This window comes from Corynebacterium sp. HMSC05E07, from assembly GCF_001807225.1.
Classification (GTDB): Bacteria; Actinomycetota; Actinomycetes; order Mycobacteriales; family Mycobacteriaceae; genus Corynebacterium; species Corynebacterium singulare.
Genome location: NZ_KV788202.1, coordinates 35,417 through 55,549, shown reverse-complemented (window position 1 = coordinate 55,549; position 20,133 = coordinate 35,417). Strand labels below are relative to the sequence as shown.

Sequence of the window (20,133 nt, the reverse complement as noted above, 5' to 3'; positions counted from 1 at the left end):
TAATGAGAGCTCGTGAGTAACTTTGGCTGGGACGTCCACGGAGACGGAAAAACTATTAAGCCGGGTGCAGTTGTTGCACCCGAGGAACGATTGAGTTGGGGCCGCACCATCGGCATCGGCATGCAGCACGTGGTGGCCATGTTTGGCGCTACGCTGCTTGTGCCTACCCTGACCGGATTCCCGGTTAACACGACACTGCTCTTCTCTGGTCTGGGAACGATTCTGTTCCTCGTGATGACGCGCAACCGCCTGCCCTCCTATCTGGGCTCGTCCTTTGCATTCATCGCTCCACTAGCTGCCTCTCAGCAGTATGGCATTGGTGCACAGGCCGGCTCGGTTCTGGTGACGGGTCTGGTGCTGGTCGCTATCGGATTCGGAGTGAAGGCGGCGGGCCGTAAGGTTCTGGACGCGGTCATGCCGCCTGCAGTAACCGGCGCCATCGTGGCGCTTATCGGATTGAACCTGGCGCCGAACGCTGCCTCCAACTTCTCCAGCCAGCCGCTCGTGGCGACCGTAACCTTGGCGGTCATTATCCTGGCGACGGTAGCTGGGCGCGGCATGGTCTCGCGTCTGTCCATCCTCATTGGTGTCGTCGTGGGCTGGGCTTTTGCTGCGATAACGGGCAACCTCGGTGAGGGCGCTGTGGAGTCGATTCGCCAGGCAGCCTGGATTGGCTTCCCACAGTTCCATGCCCCAGAGTTCCACCTGTCTGCGATTCTGGCGGCGCTTCCGGTGCTGGTCGTCCTCATTGCGGAAAACGTCGGCCACGTGAAGGCAGTCTCCGAGATGACCAAGCGTGACCTCGATGACCTCGCCGGTGATGCTCTCATTGCTGACGGACTAGCGACCTCCCTGGCCGGTGGCTTTGGTGGCTCCGGTACCACGACGTATGCCGAAAACATCGGTGTGATGGCCGCGACCCGAGTCTATTCCACGGCTGCCTACTGGGTTGCCGCCATCACTGCTATTGCGCTGGCCTTCATCCCAAAGTTCGGTGCTCTCATCTTTACCATTCCTACGGGCGTGCTGGGTGGTGCGTGCCTGGTACTCTACGGCCTCATCGGCATGCTGGGCGTGCGCATCTGGATGGACAACAAGGTGAACTTCAACAACCCGGTCAACCTAACGGCCGCTGCCGTGGCTCTCATCGCCGGCATTGGCAACCTGACGCTGGACATCTTTGGCGTGACGCTCGAGGGAATCGCCTGGGGCTCGGTGGGCATCATCGTGCTCTACCCAGTTATGAAGAAGCTATACGAGTCCGTGGGTGAGGGCCACGGCGCCAAGTATTAGCCCCGTGCCGCGCGCCACTCTCGTGCGCATGGCGGCTACTGACGTGCCCATGGCTGCCAAGATCTGGGGATAAGGGCTCGGAGTGGAAGCGCTATGTGGAGCCGCTTGTGGGCAGAAGACCAGGTGAATTCGGAACGGAAACCGTATAAGCTGCGTGCGCTCAGGACCCTGGGATGTTTCGATGTCTCCCGCCGCCTTCTGCGCTGACGCGGCAGGTCATCGCATTATGACGTTGCGTAGGGAAGAGGAGAGGAGAAACGACAAAGCTCCCGCTTTCCTCAAGGTGGAGGGAAACGGGAGCGTATGTCGTAAAAAGCTGGCCGGTACTTAGGAGGCGTCCAGATCCTGCTCGATGAGGCCAGCAATCTTCTCAACAGCAGCCTCGTTCTCCGACGTGACGACGACCTCGTCGCCCTGCTCGGCGCCCAGCGCCATGATCATGAGCGAGGACGCGGCATCGGTCTCATCTTCGTCCTCATCGCCGACGAGGTTCAGGAAGATGTCCTCATCGAACTCCGCAGCAGCATCAGCGATGATGGAGGCAGGACGTGCGTGCAGTCCAACGGAGGAACCAACCTTGACGGTCTTAGAAGCCATAGTGATAGTCCTTTCGACTTAAAGAATTTTCGTAATGACAAGTGTACGCGGGTTCCGAACTGGACGTCCGGAATTACGCGGCAGCCGCAGCTGATTCAGCCTTGGCAGCAGCCTCTTCAGCTGTCTTATTGGGCCAGAACTGTTTCATAGCGATTACTGCGAGAGCTGAAATAACGACGCCGGCCAGAATCGCGACGAAGTATGCCCACGCCGGTTCGATGGCAAAGACCACGAAGATACCGCCGTGCGGGGCACGTGAGCCCACTCCCAGTGCCATAGACAATGCACCAGTGACAGCGCCGCCGACCATCATCGACGGGATGACGCGGAACGGATCGGCAGCGGCGAATGGGATGGCTCCCTCGGACACGAAGGACAGACCCAATAGCCATGCGGACTTGCCGTTCTCCTGCTCAGCCGGGGTAAAGAGGTTCTTGCGTACAAAAGTAGCCAAGGAAAGAGCAATCGGTGGCACCATGCCGGAAGCCATGACGGCAGCCATGATCTGCATGGAAGCCTCATCACCCGTGGACAAACCGGCAGTGGCGAAGAGATAGGCGGCCTTGTTGACCGGGCCGCCGAGGTCGAAGCACATCATAAGGCCAAGAATGATGCCCAAGAGCACGGCCGAGGAACCGGACATGGAGGACAACCAGTTCTGCAGGCCTTCCATGAGGTTGGCGAGTGGGACGCCCAGCACTAGGTACATGAGAAGGCCAGTGATGAGCGAAGCCAGAAGTGGGATGATGACCACGGGCATGAGGGAGCCAATCCAGCGCGGCACCTTCCAGTTTCCAATCCACATGGCAACGAAGCCCGCAATGAGACCGGTGACGAGGCCGCCGATGAAGCCTGCACCCACAGTGACAGCAATGGCACCGCCGGCGAAGCCCGGCGCGATGCCAGGGCGGCCTGCCAGTGCGAAGGAAATAAAGCCGGAGAGAGCTGCGACAATGAAGCCCATCGCCGCTTGGCCAATGGCGAAGAGTACCGCGCCGAGGTAGAGGCCAAGGCCTGAGTGCTTGAAGGTCATCGTTGCGCCGTCGACCACTACGTCATGGCCTGGCAGGTCCGTCAGTGAGTATTCGGTGGTAATAGCCTGCCAGCCGTTGGCTACGTCGTAGCCGCCAAGCAAGAATCCCAGCGCCAACAGAAGGCCGCCAGCTGCGACAAACGGCACCATGTAGGACACACCCGTCATGATGGCCTGCTGGATACGCTTGCCCCAGCTCAGACCTTCGCCTTCTTCTGCTGAGTCGGAGTGCTCGGTGCGTGCGGTACCCGCGACTTTTCGGGCATGCGGGTTGGTAGAGGCGGTGATGGCCTCATCAATCATGACGCCTGGTTCGTTGATGGCGCGCTTGACGCCAGATTCAATGACTGGCTTGCCTGCGAACCGCTCGCGGTCGCGGACACCAACGTCGGTGGCGAAGATGACGGCGTCGGCAGCCGCGATGGTGTCGGCGGAGACAGCAGTGTTATTGGAGGAGCCCTGAGTTTCGACGGTTAGCTCGACGTCATCGCGTTCCTCTGCGGTCTGTGTCAGGGCATCGGCAGCCATGTATGTGTGTGCGATGCCGGTTGGGCAGGCGGTGACGGCGACGATGCGTGTCTTTGTTGCATCTGAGGCACTCTGCGCGGGGCGAGATTCCGAGGCGGGAACAGCGGCGCCGGCAGAAGCTGCTCCTGCTGCAACCGCAGTAGTTGGAGCGGTGTCGGTGGTCTTTTTCTTAGGCTTTTCGGCGTTGACGACGTCCAGGACCAGTGTCACAATCTCGTCCGTGGTCTTTGCGGTGCGCAGCGACTCAAGAAAGTCCTTCTTAACGAGTGCTCGGGCGAGTTTGGACAGAATTTTAAGGTGTGCCTTGCCACCGCCTTCGGGAGCCGCGATGAGAAAGACCAGTTGTGCGTCGCCATCGGGCCCCGAGAAGTCCACGCCGTGGGAGAGTCGGGCGAAAGCTAAGGTGGGTTCGCTGACTGCCGCTGAACGGCAGTGCGGGATAGCTACGCCGCCGGGGACACCAGTACCAGCTTTTTCCTCACGGGCGATGGCGGGTGCTGCGAGTTCGTCGACAGAGCTTGCTCGTCCGGTCTTGTGGACCAGCGTGGCGAGGTTGGTGATGACGGATTCGATGCTGTCACCGAAGTCAGCGTCGAGAGCGACGAGGTCGGTGGTGATGAGATCGGATGCCATGTGGGTGCACTCCTAACAGGTGCTAGTGGGCGGGGACTGCACTGACTGCAGTGCCTTCGATATCAAGTTCTTCGGGGGTGGGGAGTTGTGTTCCGGGAAGGCCGGCGGCTGCGGAGCCGTAGGCCACAGCGCTACGCAAGGCGTCTGCGCTCGAGGCGCCGCGACGGCGAGCCAGGATGTATCCGGACAGGGAAGAATCACCTGCGCCTACGGTGGACTTCACGGTCACTGGCGGGGGAGTAGCGGCCCAGGCTTCATCTTCGGTGACCAAAACCGCGCCGGCGCTGCCTAGCGTGACTAGGACCTCGGAGATGCCGCGCTTGACGACGTCCCTCGCGGCCTTCACAACGTCTTCAAAGTCACCGTTCTCAGCGGATACCTCTAGGGCTTGGCCGTCGACACCAGCGAGCTGCCCCAGCTCAAGACCGTTGGGCTTGATGAGATCGGGGGCGGCAGTATCGAGGTTTTCACCGAGCGCGACCATAGGGGCGTCGGACGTATCGACGGCGATGTGGAGCTGGGGGTTGGCCTCGCGGGCGACGGTAATGAGGTGTGTGTACCAATCAGCAGAAACGCCTTTGGGCAAGGACCCAGCCATGACGAGCCACTCAGCACGAGGCGCGTACTCGGCGAGCGCTGCGGCGATAGCTTTCTGATCTCCTTCGCTGAGCGTGGGTCCGGGGCCGTTGAGTTTGGTCGTTCGGCCATCAGGCTCCGTCAACGTGGTGTTGGTTCGCACAGCACCGTCAATCTCCACCGCGTGGACGGGGATGGAGTCTGCCGCAGTGAGTGCGAGGAAGTGATCACCTGGAGCGGCCGGCAGGAGAGCTAGGCTGTCGGCGCCTGCTTTCGTCACCGCATGGGTGACGTTGACGCCTTTTCCACCGGCTACGTGGGTAACCGACGCGGCTCGGTGGACTGAGCCGGGCTGTACCGCTTCCTTGAGCGTAATGGTGGCGTCGATGCTGGGGTTCGGGGTCAAAGTAAGGATCATTCTGGAGAGTCGTCCCCTTTCGCGGCGTGCGCATATTGAGAGCCACCAGTCATCGTGGTGTACCTGCCACGTTGAGGTAGTCTCGGCCATTGGACAGTGAATGTTGTTTCATTTCTGATTGTTGCCCGATTGTGTCTGGTTGTCAATAGGATCACTCTGGTTTTCATTGAATTTTTGGGCAACATGTGGTGTTCTGGGTTAAGGAAAAATCGTCTCCGTTAAGGATTTGTGTCATGGAAAACGCATCCCCATCCACCATTAAAGGAACCGGAGTTGTTGCCGGTGTTGCTTATGCCGAAGCGGTGTGGGTTCGTCCCCGCCCGGAGCTACCTACTGCCGGAGAAACCATCGCGGAGGAAAACCGCGATGCAGAATACGACCGTTTCCTCGAAGCCGTCGATATCGTCGCCAGCCGCTTAGAACAGCGCGCTGCTGGTGCTGATGGCCAGGCTGCGGAGGTGTTGACAGCCACCGCTGGAATGGTGAAGGACCGTGGCTGGCATAAGGCCGTCCGTAAGGGTATTCGCGGTGGTAAAAATGCTGAGTACGCGACTGTTGGTGCAACGGACAAATTCGTCACCATGTTTGAGGCCGCTGGCGGAGTTATGGCAGAACGCACCACGGACCTGAAGGACGTGCGAGACCGAGTTATTGCGCAGCTTCGTGGGGAGCAGGAACCGGGTCTTCCCATGGTCGACGGTGAAGCGGTTCTGCTCGCTGATGACCTAGCCCCCGCAGATACCGCCACCCTTGACACCTCCCACATCAAGGCACTGGTGACTGAGCTCGGTGGCCCGACTAGCCACACTGCGATTATCGCCCGCCAACTGGACATCCCATGCATCGTGGCGGTTGGAGCGGAATTGCGCACGATTGACGCCGGTACGCAGGTCTTCGTTGATGGTTCCGTGGGCACGGTGTCCCTCGGTGCAGACCGTGAGAGCTCGCTCAAGGCCGTTGAGGAGTACCGTGAGAAGGCAGCCCGTGTTGCCGAGTGGCGTGGCCCAGCACAGACCAAGGACGGTCACCGCGTGCAGCTGCTGGCCAACGTGGCCGATGGCAACGCTGCGCGTATTGCTTCGGATTCCCAAGCGGAAGGCATTGGACTTTACCGTACGGAGTTGTCCTTCCTTTCTGCGAGCGAGGAACCTACCGTCGATGAACAGGCACGTATCTACGGCAAGGTGTTTAACTCGTTCCCCAGCGCCAAGGTGGTCGTTCGCACGCTCGATGCTGGATCGGATAAGCCGATTTCTTACGCCACCCTGGACTCCGAAGAGAACCCTGCGTTGGGCGTGCGAGGTTTGCGAGTCGCGCGCGACAATGAGGCACTGTTGACCCGCCAGCTCGATGCCATCGCGCAGGCGGCCGCTCAACGTGATGAGGATTCCACCACGTGGGTCATGGCCCCGATGTTGGCCACTGCGGTTGAGGCAAAATGGTTTGCGGGATTGTGCCGTGAGCGTGGCCTGACCGCCGGCGCCATGATTGAGGTTCCCGCTGCCGCACTGATGGCAGACACCATCATGCCGCACCTCGATTTCGTTTCTATTGGCACCAACGATCTCACTCAGTACACGATGGCTGCTGACCGCCTGTCCCCGCAGCTGGCCTACCTGACGGATCCATGGCAGCCTGCAGTTCTGCGCCTCATTCAGCACACCTGTGTGGTTGGCCGCGATAACAACGTTCCGGTCGGCGTGTGTGGTGAGGCAGCTGCTGATCCAATGCTGGCGTGCGTACTAACCGGCCTTGGGGTGACCTCGTTGTCCGCAGCTTCGACTGCAGTTGCTGGAGTGGGCGCACAACTGGCTGAACTTACTTTTGAGCAGTGTGAAAAGATGGCGGAAGCTGCTGTCAATGCAGAGAGCCCATCTGAGGCCCGTTCTGCAGTTATTGCGCTGCTTGAGGAGTTTTAAAGACCCCTTCATGCCTTAACGAAAACCACCCCTGACACCTCAATCCTATGAGGGGTCAGGGGTGATTGTTCTTTTAAGTAGAGCCAGAGACCTCAGCCGGGAACTAATGTTCGGGGGCGATGATGACGTCGATGCCATGCTCCTTGAGCGCCTCGACAAATGTCTCTGGAGCTGCAGAGTCGGTGATGACAACATCAATGTCGTCGAGAGAAGCGAAGCTGACTAGGTAATCGTTACCCAACTTCGACGAATCGCACAGAACGACTACGCGATGGGCATTGGTAACAAAAGCGGACTTGATGGCAGCTTCTTGCGAATCTGCAGTAGATAGACCGTGGTCAACGGTCAAGGCGTTGGTGCCGATGAAGGCGACGTCGGCGCGCATCAGCGCCATTGTTCGCAGTGCCGTATCGCCCACAACCGCTTGGGTAATAGCGCGAACGGTGCCACCCAACAACTGGACATCGGATACACCATTGTTGGCCAAAGACAGGGCGATTGGCAGACTATTCGACACGATGTTGAACTGGCCTGCTGAATAGCGCTGGCCGATTAGGTCGGCGAGGGCATTAGTCGTTGTACCAGCGTCGAGGAAGATACTTCCTCCGTCTGGAAGCTGATCCAGGGCGGCACGGGCAATAGCCATCTTCGCTCCAGTTGCAGAACGCTGACGCGTATCTAGGGTGAACTCGGCGGTTTGGAAAGATTGGGAGGCGACAGCGCCGCCATGAACTCTGTGGACAACTCCCTCACGGTCGAGGACGGCAAGATCACGGCGAATAGTTTCGGCAGTGACGTCGAAGCGTTCGGACAATTCAGTGACGTTAACCCGGCCTTCCACGGCGGTTAGCGAGGCAATCTGACGGCGACGTTCTTCTGCGTACATAGTTCCTCCCTTTGAGGGGCTCCATGGGGGACGGTCGCTGCGCCGGACTGTGGCTCGGAGAAAGTCTCGAAGCGGCGAACGAACGAAGCAACGAATGTTGTGGCAATGTCTCCATTCTCGCATTAAGTGCGGGCAAAGCGGAACTAAACAAATCAAAACACATAGAATGCCATAAGATTCATCTCCAAGTCCTGCGTTGGCCTGCACATTTGGGATTCTGTGATTTAGCACGCTGATTGGGTGCAGATCGGGCACATACACACACAAGGGGGTGGAAAAAGAAAAACTCCCCGCTCGATTCGCCCGCACCGTGTGGAGTGTGGAGGGGAGACTGAGCAGGGAAAGAGGCGCTAGATGCGACGTGGGGCGGGGACTGTCTAAAGCTTGCGGAAGACTGAGACGACCTTACCCATGATCTCGGCCTCGTCACCCTTGATCGGGGAGTAAGCCTCATTGTGCGGAAGCAGCCACACGCCGGAGGAATCGCGGTGGAACTCCTTGACCGTGGCTTCCTCTCCATCAAGGAGTGCTGCAACAAACTCGCCCTCCTCAGCGACTGATTGCGAACGAATGATGACCCAGTCGCCATTAAGGATGCCCGCGTCCTGCATGGAATCCCCGACTACTTGCAGCATGTAGAGCTCACCATTGCCAACGATGTCATCGGGCATAGGGAAGTAGGTGTCAATATTCTCTTCGGCGGTGATGGGGGAGCCCGCTGCGATGCGACCGACAACCGGAATATAAGTCGGTGCGGATGCTTCTTCCGGAATGTCACCCGTGACGGCTTCAACAGTTTCCTTGGCTGAGCTGGCTTTCCGGCCTGGTTTCTTAGAATCATCGGCACTAGGGAAGTGGCGAACGTCTACGGCGCGCGGCTTGTTAGGGTCACGGCGCAAAAAGCCCTTTTCCTCGAGCTGTTTTAGCTGGTATGCCACTGAAGAAGTGGACTGAAGTCCAGTGGCGTCACCAATTTCACGAATGCTTGGCGGGTATCCACGCAGCATTACGGCATCGTGGATGACCTCGAGAATGCGTCGTTGGCGTGGGGATAGAGATTCGAGAGTAGGCTGGTCGTTCTTTTTGGGTTTACGGGCCATGTCAACTCCTAGGAAGGCTTGGAGGGTGGTCGGGGAAATGCGATCTATTGGGTGATGTATCTGGGGCAGATTGTGTTGTCGCCTGGTTCCTTTGTATCACGTAAAGAAAAAATGTTCGAGAGTCGGCGCGCAGATGTGGACAAATTTTCGAGGAGGTGTTATAAATCGAACATACGCATCAATTCGAACTATTTAGCGATGGAAGTGTTCGATGGTGTCGGAGTGCTTTTCTACACTTCAGCTATCACCATCACCTAGTGACCAATCAACGAAAGGCAACAACATGGCTATCACCCTCAATACCTCCCGTAACCACAGCTTCTCGGATCGCGGCGAAAGCTTTTCGCGTCCTTCAGTAGTGCCACCGGCGTCGGTGTGGGAGCCCTCTGCGCTTGGTAATGACTCCGCGCGCCGAATCTCACCAACGGAACATGTTCGAACTTTATCACCGATAGATAGAACACAGAGGCGTGATGTACGACGGGTTGAAAGCGCCGCAGTTGCGCGATGCAGGGGTGAGAATCGTCTTCACGGTGGATCGAACGTAGGTAACTATGTCCTTGGCGCAGTATTCGGCGCTGCGGTGTTTATCGGCACGGTATGGGGCGGGTTGAGCATCGACGGACAAGCTCCGTCTGCACCCTCCGCTACTCAAGACGTGGCCGCGGCCTCCCAGTAGAATTCCGGTAACCTCTACTCCCGATACCGGGCGGGGCGATACAGTGAGTAAACTACGGGGCGATACTCCGCGTCCGAGTTTCTTGCAGTGCTAAACCCACCTTGGGGTGAGTAAGAAGGGCGCAGCTCAAGTCACCGTGAGGAAGGATACCGCGCCGTGTATTGCCCGTTCTGTCACAACGAACAATCACGAGTTATTGACTCCCGTGTGGTGGACAGCGGTACGTCGATACGTCGGCGCCGCGAATGCTCAGCCTGTAAAGGCCGATTTACCACTGTTGAAAAAGCGGTCCTCCTGGTAGTCAAACGCAATGGTCTTGCTGAGCCATTTAGTCGCGACAAGCTCATTCGCGGCGTGCAACGAGCATGCCAAGGCCGTGACGTGAGTGATGATGCACTGAAGAAGCTGGCGCAAGAGGTAGAGGAAACTGTGCGCAGCCATGGATCCTCCCAGGTGAATGCCAACGACATCGGCCTAGCCATTCTCGAGCCGTTGCGTGACCTCGATGAGGTGGCCTATCTACGATTTGCGTCCGTATACAAGTCTTTCGAAAGCGCGGATGACTTCGAATCTGAGATTCGCCTTATGCGTCGACGCGATCGAGACTACTTCTAGCGCACTTTGTCGGCGGCCTTCTGCACTCGGCGAAGGGAAACTGCGTGGGCGGTTCCCAGGCGTTGGGCAAAGAGTGAGACCCGCAGTTCCTCGATCATCCAGTAAATGTCCTTGACCTCACGCGTCTTTTCGCGGCCAGGGGGTAGAGCCCGCAAACGGTTAGCCAGATAAGCCTTGGCCTCGTCCACGTCTGCCTGACGGTCGGCATCACGGTCTGGATCGAGGTTCATGTCCTCGAGGCGAATCCGCGCGGCCTGTATATAGCGCGGAAGATGACGCAGGTGCTGGATACCATGGACCGTGAGCGCGTTCGGAGGCAAGAGGAACTCAAGCTGAGAACGAATATCGTCGATGGCTGGGCCCTCCCACTGCTTCAGCTCCGCGGAGAGGTTCGAATACTCAGCCAAACCGGGGGCAATCGCCACGACAGCTTGTCGGACTCGGCCAGGTACTTCTGGTTTCACCGCATTGAGTAACGCGGTGAATTCAGCGGGGCTGCGGACCGGGCCTCCTTTCTCCATCATGATGTCTCGAACCGCTGCGACTCGAGCGTCGTTGATGAGTCCCTTAGCTCCGCCATGCGGGTAAGCATCGACAGCCACTCGCTGCTGCAACGGCAGGCCCTTGACCATCTGCTGGGTATTGACGGAAATCTCCCGCAACAAAAGTGTGAGCGTGGTGGTGATCATGGAGGCATCGGCAGCTGCCTTCGTGGGGTGCACCTTGAGGGCCACACCCTCCTTGGTGGCCACAAGAGCAGGGTAGGCCGTGACTTCGTGGCCATCCACTACGGTGGTGACCTCTTCGTCGATGCTGCCAAGGGTATCGTCAGACCATTCCTTGACTACTTTGGATTCTGATTTGCGGCCGACTCGGGACACAGAGGAAGAGATGTGCCCGGCTTGACGCTGGACTAGAGCCTTGAGGTCGCGGTCGGAATCGATCACCTTGCCGCGCTTATCCACCGCTGCGAAGTTCATCCGCAAGTGTGGATCAAGTTGATCGGGGCGGAAATCAGTGGCGTTAATGCCTTGGCCACCCATCTCCTGCAGCACGGAAGCCAGCTGTTCGGTGAGGCGTCCCTCGTAGGGAAGAAGCTTAGGGAGCGCACGTTCCGCAAACTCAGGGGCCGGCACTACTGTGCGGCGCAGTGCCTTAGGAAGGGACCGAATAAGTTCCGTGACCAGCTCAAGCCGCAGGCCCGGCACTAGCCAGTCGAAACCTTCAGTGTCGAGGCCCGCGAGCAGCGGCACGGGAACCATGAGCGTGACGCCATCGAGCGGGTCGCCAGGTTCGAACTTGTAGGAGAGGTCGTAGTCGATGCTGCCCTTCAGCCAGCGGTCGGGGAAAGCCTCCTCGGTGACGTCATGGTCATCCTCAAGGAGCTTCTCTGGATCGAAATCGAGGGCATGCTTGTTCTTTTGCTTCTTCCACCATGAATCGAAGTGCCGAGCCGTGGTGACCGTCTCTGGAATGCGTTGGTCATAGAAGTCGAACAAGGTATCGTCGTCGACGACAAGTCCGCGGCGACGAGCCTTCTCCTCGAATTCGGAGGCCTCAGCAAGCTTGCGCTTGTTGTCGTGGAAGAAGTGGTGGTGGGTCGTCCAGTCGCCGTCGACAAGCGCATTGCGGATGAACATATCGCGGGCCGCTGCTTGGTCGACGCGGTGGTAAGGCACAGTACGGTCAGCCACTACGGTGACCCCGTAGAGGGTCGAGCGCTGGGTGACCACAGCGGAACCGCGTTTTCGTGACCATGTCGGGTCGGAATAGTTGTGCTTTAGAAGGTCCTTCGCCAACTTTTCCACCCACGCTGGATCGATAGCTGCGACGTCGCGTGCCCAAAGCCTGGAGGTCTCCACAAGTTCGGCAGCCATAAGAAACTCCGGTGGCTTCTTTGCCAGGGCAGAACCGGGGAAAACAAGGAACCGCGTGTTGCGGGCGCCGATGAATTCCTTCGAGTTTCCATCACGGGCGCCGATATTGGAGAGCAGTCCGGACAGCAGGGACATGTGGATGTCATCCGGGCGGCGTTCGGTACCTTCCTGGGCTTTCCATCCGAGTTGCTTGGCCACATCGCGCAGTTGGCGTACAAGATCGAACCACTCACGGATGCGCATATAGTGCAGGAAATCCGCCTTCATGCGCTTGCGGAAGGCGTTGCCGCTCATTTCTTCGCGGGTTTCCTGCACAAAGTCCCACAAGTTGAGCATGGACAGGAAGTCGGAGGTCCTGTCCTTGAACCTGGCATGCGACTGATCAGCCTGGGTTTGCTTGTCCATGGGACGTTCACGCACATCCTGAATCGTCATCGCAGCGACAATGATCATGACGTCCGTCAGACATCCAGAGCTGTTGGCCTCTACGAGCATGCGGGCCATACGTGGATCGACAGGAATTCGCGCGAGGTCGCGGCCTACGCGGGTGAGAACCGGAAGGCCGTCCTTTTCTTTGCCTTGGAGTGCGCCCAGTTCGTGGAGAAGAAGAAGGCCATCGCGAACGGCCTTGGGCTCGGGCGGCTGGACAAAGGGGAACTCGGAAATATCGCCGAGGCGCAGCGAGATCATCTGCAGGATGACGCTGGCAAGGTTGGTGCGCAGAATTTCCGGATCCGTGAATTCTGGGCGAGAAAGGAAATCCTGCTCGCTGTAGAGGCGAATAGCAATACCATCAGCGACACGGCCACAGCGGCCCGAACGCTGGTTGGCGCTGGCCTGAGAAATAGGTTCGATGGGCAGGCGCTGAACCTTGGTTCGGGTGGAATAGCGCGAGATACGTGCCGTACCGGTGTCAACAACATAGCGGATACCGGGCACGGTCAGTGATGTCTCGGCGATGTTGGTGGACAAAACGATACGTCGACCGCGGTGCGAGCTGAAGACGCGGTGCTGCTCCTGGTTGGAGAGCCGGCCGAAGAGGGGAGTGACCTCCACGCCGCGCCATCGTCGGCCCTCGATAGCTTCCATCGCATCACGAATATCGCGCTCGCCAGGAAAGAAACAGAGGATATCTCCTTCGCCTTCGGCCATGAGCTCCTCAATGGCTTCGCACAAGGCGTCCAAGGGGTCGAGGTCAATGGTCTTACCACCGGACTCCACCTCAAGGGGGCGGTAGCGGATTTCTACCGGGTAGGTGCGGCCAGAGACTTCGATGATGGGAGCAGGTTCTCCTTCCGCGTTGGAAAAATGCTCTGCGAAGCGTTCTGGGTCAATAGTTGCGGAGGTAATAATCACCTTGAGATCCGGGCGCTTGGGCAGCAGACGTTTGAGATATCCCAGCAGGAAGTCGATATTGAGGGAGCGCTCGTGAGCTTCATCGATGATGATGGTGTCGTACGCGTTAAGGAAGCGGTCTCGTTGCATCTCCGCAAGCAAAATGCCGTCCGTCATGAGCTTCACCGCAGTGGTGGCAGAGACTCGGTCATCAAAGCGGATGGCATAGCCTACCGATTCCCCGATCGACTGATTGAGCTCATCCGCAATGCGCTCGGCCACAGTGCGGGCAGCCAGACGGCGCGGCTGCGTGTGGCCAATGAGTCCACGGCGTCCGCGACCAAGCTCCAGACAGATCTTTGGGATCTGAGTGGTCTTACCGGAGCCGGTCTCACCGGCAATGATCACCACTTGGTTGTTCTCAATGGCATCAGCAATGTCGTCTCGCCGTGCGGTGACAGGAAGCTGCTCCGGGTAGTTAATGTCGGGGACCCCAGCGTCGATGGCCCTAATGCGCTCTTGGGCTGCAGCAATATCGGCTCTGATGGCCTCGAGGGCTTGGGGTGCGCGGGCTTTGCGGAGGCGGCGTCGGAAAGCGCGCTCATCACTCAAAGAGACATTGGTGAGAGCGCTATAGAGTTCATCGCGAGTTGCAGTCATAATCGCCCTAAAAGCTTACTCTTTCACCGATTAACGTGACGTTGTTGGTATTCTCGTGTTGACCGTGTGACCAAAGATGCAAAGGACACAAGTAATGACTAATCCCTTTGACCCTAATTCAGAGAACAATTCCTCCTCGAACGGCTTCGGTGGTGGTGTCAATAATAATGGTGACTTGCCACGTTATGAGCCGACCAACCACCCAGAAGACCAGGCAGGTTTCGGCCAGCCTGGTGGCTATGGCTCTAACGAGGGCTTCGGCGGAAGCGCCTACGGAGGCAGCTCATCTGGCAGCGACTCCTTTGGCGTTGGCCAGGACTACGGCGGCTACGGTGCCTATAACGCTGGCCAGGAAGGCTACGCAGGAGCAGGATACGGAGACGACAGCAGTTATAGTGGTCCTGGCCCGCAGGCTGGCCCAGCTTATACCGGTCCGGTGAGCGCTGTTGAAGCCATCAAGTGGGGATTCAACGCCACCCTGAAGAACCCGTTGCTGTGGATTCTAGGCGCTGTCGTCGTTGGTCTTATTCAGCTTGTTAGCCAGGCAGGGGTCAACGCAGCGCAGAATGCCGAAGGTGATGGAGTCAGCGTTGTCTTCGACCTCCTCTCCTTCGTGACGAGCATTCTTTCTCTCGTCATTGGACTTGTGGTCTACCGCTTGGCCTACCGTGAGATTGACACGCCAAAGCCGACGTGGGGGACCCTTTTCCAAGGGGTCCGTTGGATCCAGCCGTTTGTTGTAAGCCTTGTATTGGGCTTGTTGGCCGCTATAGTCATTGTCGCATTGGTAGTCATAGCTATCGTGGTGGGCTTTGGTGGTCTGTCAGCGTCCGAGTTGGACAGTCTGGAACAGCCTTCTGATGGCCAGGTGATGACCTTGGTGGGCTCCATACTCGGCCTGCTGCTAGTGTCTTTTCTTGTCGCGCTGTTCATCCAGCCTTTCTTCGTCCTCATGCCGTGGCTTGCCGCGGACACCTCCTCCATCGGTGAGGCATTCTCGAAGGGGCTGAAGCTGGGTAAGGACAACTACGGTCATATCCTGCTGTTCATTGTTCTTTCTGCTCTGCTATTTGCGGCCTCGCTCATAACGCTGGGCCTTGCGCTGGTGGTCATTGCCCCGGCTATGCAGTTGGCTACTGCGCATCTGTGCCGTCAGTGCCAGGGTCGATATGCTCCGGCGGTGCAGTAAGGCATAACACTCGCGCGTAACGAGTGATCTCGCCCCTTTCCTCTGTCCATCCACACAGGACGGACAGAGGAAAGGGGCACCTCTCGTTTTAGGGAACTGGGAAGAGCTCGCGGGAACGCGTCAGCGCAGCATGGTAGGCGGCAGTGACTAGAGCTCCGAAGGTTCGGAATTCCTCTGCGCGGGCTGCGGATGAGCGGAATGTGAGGCCCACTTGGCGCTCCGCGGTAACGGTGGGGGCAAACCGTGCCACGGCGAGTTGTGGGTGTGTGCACTCGGTAGCCAACGCTGATTCGGGGACCAGCGTGGTGCCGAGGCTGCCCATGACGAGTTGAAGAATGGTGGTGAGAGAGGACGCGCGAGTCACAGCATTGGTGGCCTCGGAGGGATTGATCTTGGCACGTCGGCACAGATCAAGGACTTGGTCGCGCAGACAGTGGCCGTCATCGAGAAGCAGAAGATCAAGGGCGTCAAGCTGCTCGAGCGTGAGGTCCTCGCGTCCCGCGAGGGGGTGGTCGGTGGGCGTGACGGCCGTGAAACTTTCGGTGTACAGAGGGACTTCCACCATTCCGGAGGCTTCGGTGGGAAGGGCTGTGATTGCCAGATCGATGGTGCCCTCGCGCAGCTTAGTGAGTAGGTGCTGAGTCTGCTCCTCGACGAATCGGGGCTCGAGATTGGGATAGACCTCCGTGATGGACTGGAGCAGTGCGGGAAGTATGTAGGGGGCGATCGTGGGGATTATGCCAATGGTCAGAGGCCCAGACAACGTACCGTTGGTGCCTCTGGCGCGAGCGAGGAAGGCATCCGCGGCCTCGAGGGCAGCCTTGGCGAAAGGAAGAAGTTCTTCGCCTGCGGACGTGACGATCACCTTGCGGGTAGAGCGCTCGATGAGCTGGATGCCCAGGCCTTGTTCGAGGGCCACGAGGGCTTGGGAAAGGGAGGGTTGGGAGATATCGAGCTTGGCGGCTGCGGTTCCGAAATGCTTGTTCTCCGCGATGGTAACGAAGGTGCGTAGCTGCGCCAGCGTCGGCCGATACTCCTTATTGTTCATGCCTATAACTCTAACACTTATAAATAAGTCAAACTATTGACTTGCGAAGGTGCTGTTGGCATACTTAGCAACTGAGTGGCTACATGCCAGCGTAATGGCGCACTGACATATAGCTACAGAGATTTGCATCACAATTTCTGCAAGGAGTTGACTCTTTCTATGCCTATCCTGACCGTCGGCGAACAGTTCCCAGAGTTCGAGCTAACTGCGCTGAAGGGTGGTGACCTCCACGACGTCAACGCGAACCAGCCGGAGGATTACTTCGAGCAGGTTTCACTGGATAAGTACCGCGGCATGTGGAAGGTTGTATTCTTCTACCCGAAGGATTTCACCTTCGTGTGTCCGACCGAGATTGCGGCCTTTGGCAAGCTGGATGAAGAGTTCCAGGATCGCGATACCCAGATTCTTGGCGGCTCTACCGATAACGAGTACGCCCACTTCAACTGGCGCGCTACCCACCCAGAGCTCAAGGAAGTTCCGTTCCCGATGTTCTCTGACATCCGCCACGACCTGATCCGTGCCCTCGGCGTGGAGAACGCTGACGGCGTCGCCGATCGCGCCACCTTCATCATCGACCCAGATGGTGTCATCCAGTTCGTCTCCGTCACTCCGGATGCCGTTGGCCGCAACGTTGATGAGGTTCTGCGCGTGCTCGATGCGCTGCAGTCGGAGGAGGTCTGCGCCTGCAACTGGGAGGCTAACGACCCGACGAAGAACATCAACAAACTGGACGTCGTTAAGTCTGCCCTTTAATTAAGGGCGGTGACTGACAAGGAAAGTCCGCGAAAGGAGACCGCCAGTGTCTATCGATAACCTAAAGTCCGCACTTCCGGCCTATGCCAAGGACCAGAAGCTCAACCTCGGCACGCTGTCCCGTACTACCGAGCTGAACGAGGAGCAGCTGTGGGGCAGCCTGGTTGCCGCCGCTGCAGCTACTCGCAATGACCTCGTGCTCAAGGAGATTCTCGAGGACGCCCGCGAGCACCTCAGCGAGGAAGCGCTTGACGCGGCTCTCGGCGCTGCCACGGTAATGGCCATGAACAATGTGGCTTATCGCGCCAAGAGCTGGTTGGGTGGTGACTTCGCCCAAGTTAAGTTCGGCCTGCGCATGAACATCATCTCCAAGCCGGGCGTGGACAAGGCCACGTTTGAGCTGTGGAGCACGGTTGTTTCTGCGATCAACGGCTGTGAACACTGCCTGTCTGCCCACGCCAACACTCTTCTGGAGGAAGGCGTGACCAAGGAGCAGATTTGGGAAGGCATTAAGGTCGCCGGCGTTGTCGAGGCTGTCGCCCAAGCACTCCAGGCAGAGTCCGTCCGAACTGCGTAACTGCTTGGCCTCATGCTCACACCGTACCGCCCCACGACTGCATCAGCGGCGTGGGGGCGGTGGTGTGTGCGGAGTAGCGCGCGCCGTTGGTGCTTATCCTATGACTCCACCGAAGGCAACGCCGATACCGTAGGTGATCGCCAGGCCCAAGGCGCCGCCGAAAACGAGACGCAGCATGGAATGGGTTGCATCAGTGTTTGCCAGACGTGCAGAAACGTAGCCTGTCACAGCCAACGCGACGAGCGTGATGATAGCAACGACGGCTGCTGCCATCTCCATTGGCGCGAAGAAAACCGAGATGAGCGGCAGGGCAGCACCCGCCAAGAAGGACACGGCTGACCAGAACGCTGCATGCCACGGGTTGGTGAGGTCCTCGCCATCAATGCCCATCTCTAAGCGCAAGTGAGCCTCGAGGAGTCTGTCTTTGGCAGCGATTTCCTGTGCGGCAGTTTCAGCCGTCGTTGTGTTCATCCCATAACTAGAGAGCATCGAGACCAGCTCTTCGTGCTCCGGTTCTGGGAGCTCGGCAAGCTCGCGGGTCTCTTTGGCAATCATCATTCTTTCGGAATCACGTTGTGCGGAAACGGATACGTATTCACCTAATGCCATTGATGCTGCGCCTGACACTGTGGCAGCGAGTCCAGCTGTGAGAATTGCGCTTGCCGACGCCCCCGAGCCCACCACGCCTAACACAAGCGCGGCGACGGAGACGATTCCGTCGTTAGCGCCAAGCACACCGGCACGTAGCGAATTCAGCCGCGCGTTGTGGGAAGCACCGTGAGGCTCATCGTCATGAAGAGTCATGGCCCGCTCCTTATACTAACCAGGTTCTCAATTGTCTAGAGAACTTCTAGTACTTAAGTATCATCGCTGGTCACGCGCTTGTAAAGCGTGTGTAGGCTAACTTGAGCGGGCGCAGTGCAGCCTTAGATTGGATGGGTTTAGGCAGCCTTAGATAACCGTTCCGGTCCACTCGCCGCAGGACGTGCCGTCCACGTAGAGCGCCATGGTGAAAACTTCGTCATGCAATTCAAAATGGGAGGAAGGGATGGTGACGGCAAGAGCTTCTGGAGTGTAGGCGTAGGCATAATTCACAGTGCGGTGAATGTCACGAGTGTCCTCGCCAAAGGACGCGATCTCCATGGCGCTCAGTTCGTCTTTGTCGAAACGGATGGTGAGTTCGAGGTCGCGGGTATGGAGAGTGTAGGTGACATCTCGGTAGTGCGGCAGCCCACCAAGGAGCCAGTGAACCGTGACGGCATCCTCATGGACGTCGAAATGCACGCCGGCGAGGCGGATAGTGGTGGCTGAAGATTCTGGTCGGGTCATAGCGGCACCCACTGTACGCCTTACTCAAAATTGAGTGCATAGTATTCCGATTTCGTCAGGTGAAGAACCTTGTCGAAGAGCCAGGAAAAGAGCAGGCCAAGGGCCAAAGGGAGGACAACGTAGACGAAAAGGATGATGAGGACGTTGCTTGTGGTCCAGCCCCAGCCTTCATAGTTCAATGCGGCCAGCGGCCCCATGAGTCCAGAGATGCCAAAACCAGCAGAGATTGGAGTACCTGAGATGCCGAAGGCTCCTCCTACGCCGCCAACAATGGCTGCAGTGCAGATGACGGGCAGAAAAGTGACGGGTTTCGAGAGCATGTTGGCCATCTGCACCTTCGGGGAACCGAGGACGTGCAGGATGGAGGTAGCAAAACCATTGGCACGCCAGCCAGCAGCAAGGAGAGTGAAGCTGGCGGCAACTACGCCCAGGTTGGCGGTGCCGGATGCTACTCCCTCCATGAATATGGCGGTGGCGATGCCCACGGTAGACACTGGAGACACGATCATCACGGCAAAGAGCACGGCGAGGACCACTCCCATGACGATGGGCTGGAGCGTGGTGGCGCCATTAACCAGGCCGCCCAGCCATGCAGTGAAGATTTTGACGATGGGGTAGGTGACGACCCAGCCGATGGTGCCGACGACGAGCGTGACGATGGTGGAGAGCAACAAGATGGAGTAGCTCTTTAGACGTCCACCAATGAGCAGTAGCAGGCCCACAGCCATGGCTGCAGTTAGGCCAGAGTTGATGACGAGCCCGGTTCCTTTGAGAAAGAAACCGCCATCAGGATTGACAGTGGCAACCCCCGATCCGCAGAAGGAGGCAATGCCAACTGCAGCGGTTTGGATGGGAGTCATCTTGAACTCAATGGCCACGAGGATGCCAATCATCACCGGAAGCAGGCTTGCAGCAAGCCCGGTAAGGGTGAGCACGGTGGCCGCGCCATCCCAGTATGGAAGCAGAGCTTTGGCAAGTTCACCAAGGAGCGCTTGTGGGACGAGGGAAACAACCACGGCAATGGAAATGCCGTTGAGAACCTTCATGGTGAAGGAACCAGGGGTGAGGTGCTCCACGGAGGACGTCTC

The 20,133-nt window shown here is 58.3% G+C and carries 16 protein-coding genes; 6 read left to right on the top strand and 10 right to left on the bottom strand.

The features are described 5' to 3' along the window. The first annotated feature begins 12 nt into the window (after positions 1 to 12). Positions 13 to 1,293, top strand: coding sequence for a uracil-xanthine permease family protein (locus HMPREF3149_RS00455; RefSeq protein ID WP_070535642.1), 1,281 nt, complete (start codon positions 13 to 15; stop codon positions 1,291 to 1,293). A gap of 327 nt (positions 1,294 to 1,620) precedes the next feature. Here the strand turns inward: HMPREF3149_RS00455 and HMPREF3149_RS00450 are convergent, their stop codons facing one another. From HMPREF3149_RS00450 to pfkB, 3 genes are all read right to left on the bottom strand, one after another. After that, positions 1,621 to 1,890 (bottom strand): HPr family phosphocarrier protein, encoded by a 270-nt coding sequence (locus tag HMPREF3149_RS00450; RefSeq protein ID WP_070535639.1) that lies wholly within the window; start codon positions 1,888 to 1,890, stop codon positions 1,621 to 1,623. Between the two features lie 73 nt (positions 1,891 to 1,963). Continuing rightward, complete coding sequence (locus HMPREF3149_RS00445; RefSeq protein ID WP_070535636.1) at positions 1,964 to 4,084, bottom strand: PTS fructose transporter subunit IIABC; 2,121 nt, start codon at positions 4,082 to 4,084, stop codon at positions 1,964 to 1,966. A 22-nt stretch (positions 4,085 to 4,106) separates the two neighbouring features. Beyond that, complete coding sequence (gene pfkB, locus HMPREF3149_RS00440) at positions 4,107 to 5,078, bottom strand: 1-phosphofructokinase (protein WP_070535633.1); 972 nt, start codon at positions 5,076 to 5,078, stop codon at positions 4,107 to 4,109. Between the two features lie 233 nt (positions 5,079 to 5,311). On the opposite strand from pfkB, the gene ptsP reads away from it, so the two are divergent. Beyond that, entirely contained in the window at positions 5,312 to 6,997 is a 1,686-nt protein-coding gene (gene ptsP / locus HMPREF3149_RS00435; protein ID WP_070535630.1) for a phosphoenolpyruvate--protein phosphotransferase, read from the top strand. 103 nt (positions 6,998 to 7,100) lie between these two features. Here the strand turns inward: ptsP and HMPREF3149_RS00430 are convergent, their stop codons facing one another. Both HMPREF3149_RS00430 and lexA read right to left on the bottom strand, forming a co-directional pair. Further along, a complete protein-coding gene (locus tag HMPREF3149_RS00430) occupies positions 7,101 to 7,883 on the bottom strand; it encodes a DeoR/GlpR family DNA-binding transcription regulator (RefSeq protein WP_042531214.1) in 783 nt (260 codons plus the stop codon). Between the two features lie 377 nt (positions 7,884 to 8,260). Then, a complete protein-coding gene (lexA, locus tag HMPREF3149_RS00425; RefSeq protein ID WP_042531212.1) occupies positions 8,261 to 8,983 on the bottom strand; it encodes a transcriptional repressor LexA in 723 nt (240 codons plus the stop codon). Positions 8,984 to 9,818: 835 nt separating this feature from the next. Between lexA and nrdR the strand changes: the two genes are divergently transcribed. After that, positions 9,819 to 10,277, top strand: a complete 459-nt coding sequence (gene nrdR, locus HMPREF3149_RS00420; protein WP_042531210.1) for a transcriptional regulator NrdR — start codon at positions 9,819 to 9,821, stop codon at positions 10,275 to 10,277. Here nrdR and hrpA read toward each other — a convergent pair. Then, entirely contained in the window at positions 10,274 to 14,149 is a 3,876-nt protein-coding gene (hrpA, locus tag HMPREF3149_RS00415) for an ATP-dependent RNA helicase HrpA (RefSeq protein ID WP_070535627.1), read from the bottom strand. The two genes, nrdR and hrpA, sit on opposite strands and share 4 nt — an antisense overlap. 94 nt (positions 14,150 to 14,243) lie before the next feature. On the opposite strand from hrpA, the gene HMPREF3149_RS00410 reads away from it, so the two are divergent. Then, positions 14,244 to 15,338: a hypothetical protein gene (locus HMPREF3149_RS00410; RefSeq protein ID WP_070535624.1), complete on the top strand. Its 1,095-nt coding sequence runs from the start codon at positions 14,244 to 14,246 to the stop codon at positions 15,336 to 15,338. A gap of 88 nt (positions 15,339 to 15,426) precedes the next feature. Here HMPREF3149_RS00410 and HMPREF3149_RS00405 read toward each other — a convergent pair whose 3' ends face one another. Then, positions 15,427 to 16,386 (bottom strand): hydrogen peroxide-inducible genes activator, encoded by a 960-nt coding sequence (locus tag HMPREF3149_RS00405; protein WP_070535621.1) that lies wholly within the window; start codon positions 16,384 to 16,386, stop codon positions 15,427 to 15,429. A 159-nt stretch (positions 16,387 to 16,545) separates the two neighbouring features. On the opposite strand from HMPREF3149_RS00405, the gene HMPREF3149_RS00400 reads away from it, so the two are divergent. Together HMPREF3149_RS00400 and HMPREF3149_RS00395 are read left to right on the top strand one after the other, a co-directional pair. Further along, positions 16,546 to 17,139: a peroxiredoxin gene (locus tag HMPREF3149_RS00400; protein WP_042531202.1), complete on the top strand. Its 594-nt coding sequence runs from the start codon at positions 16,546 to 16,548 to the stop codon at positions 17,137 to 17,139. 46 nt (positions 17,140 to 17,185) lie between these two features. Further along, positions 17,186 to 17,716, top strand: a complete 531-nt coding sequence (locus tag HMPREF3149_RS00395) for an alkylhydroperoxidase, AhpD family (protein WP_070535618.1) — start codon at positions 17,186 to 17,188, stop codon at positions 17,714 to 17,716. Positions 17,717 to 17,809: 93 nt separating this feature from the next. On the opposite strand, the gene HMPREF3149_RS00390 is transcribed toward HMPREF3149_RS00395, so the two are convergent. The 3 genes from HMPREF3149_RS00390 to HMPREF3149_RS00380 form a co-directional block, all read right to left on the bottom strand. Beyond that, complete coding sequence (locus tag HMPREF3149_RS00390) at positions 17,810 to 18,520, bottom strand: VIT1/CCC1 transporter family protein (protein ID WP_042531197.1); 711 nt, start codon at positions 18,518 to 18,520, stop codon at positions 17,810 to 17,812. Positions 18,521 to 18,667: 147 nt separating this feature from the next. Further along, positions 18,668 to 19,045, bottom strand: coding sequence for a hypothetical protein (locus tag HMPREF3149_RS00385; RefSeq protein WP_070536072.1), 378 nt, complete (start codon positions 19,043 to 19,045; stop codon positions 18,668 to 18,670). A gap of 20 nt (positions 19,046 to 19,065) precedes the next feature. Then, on the bottom strand, positions 19,066 to 20,091 hold the full coding sequence (locus HMPREF3149_RS00380; protein ID WP_371440933.1) for a PTS sugar transporter subunit IIC: 1,026 nt from the start codon (positions 20,089 to 20,091) through the stop codon (positions 19,066 to 19,068). Positions 20,092 to 20,133 lie beyond the last annotated feature (42 nt).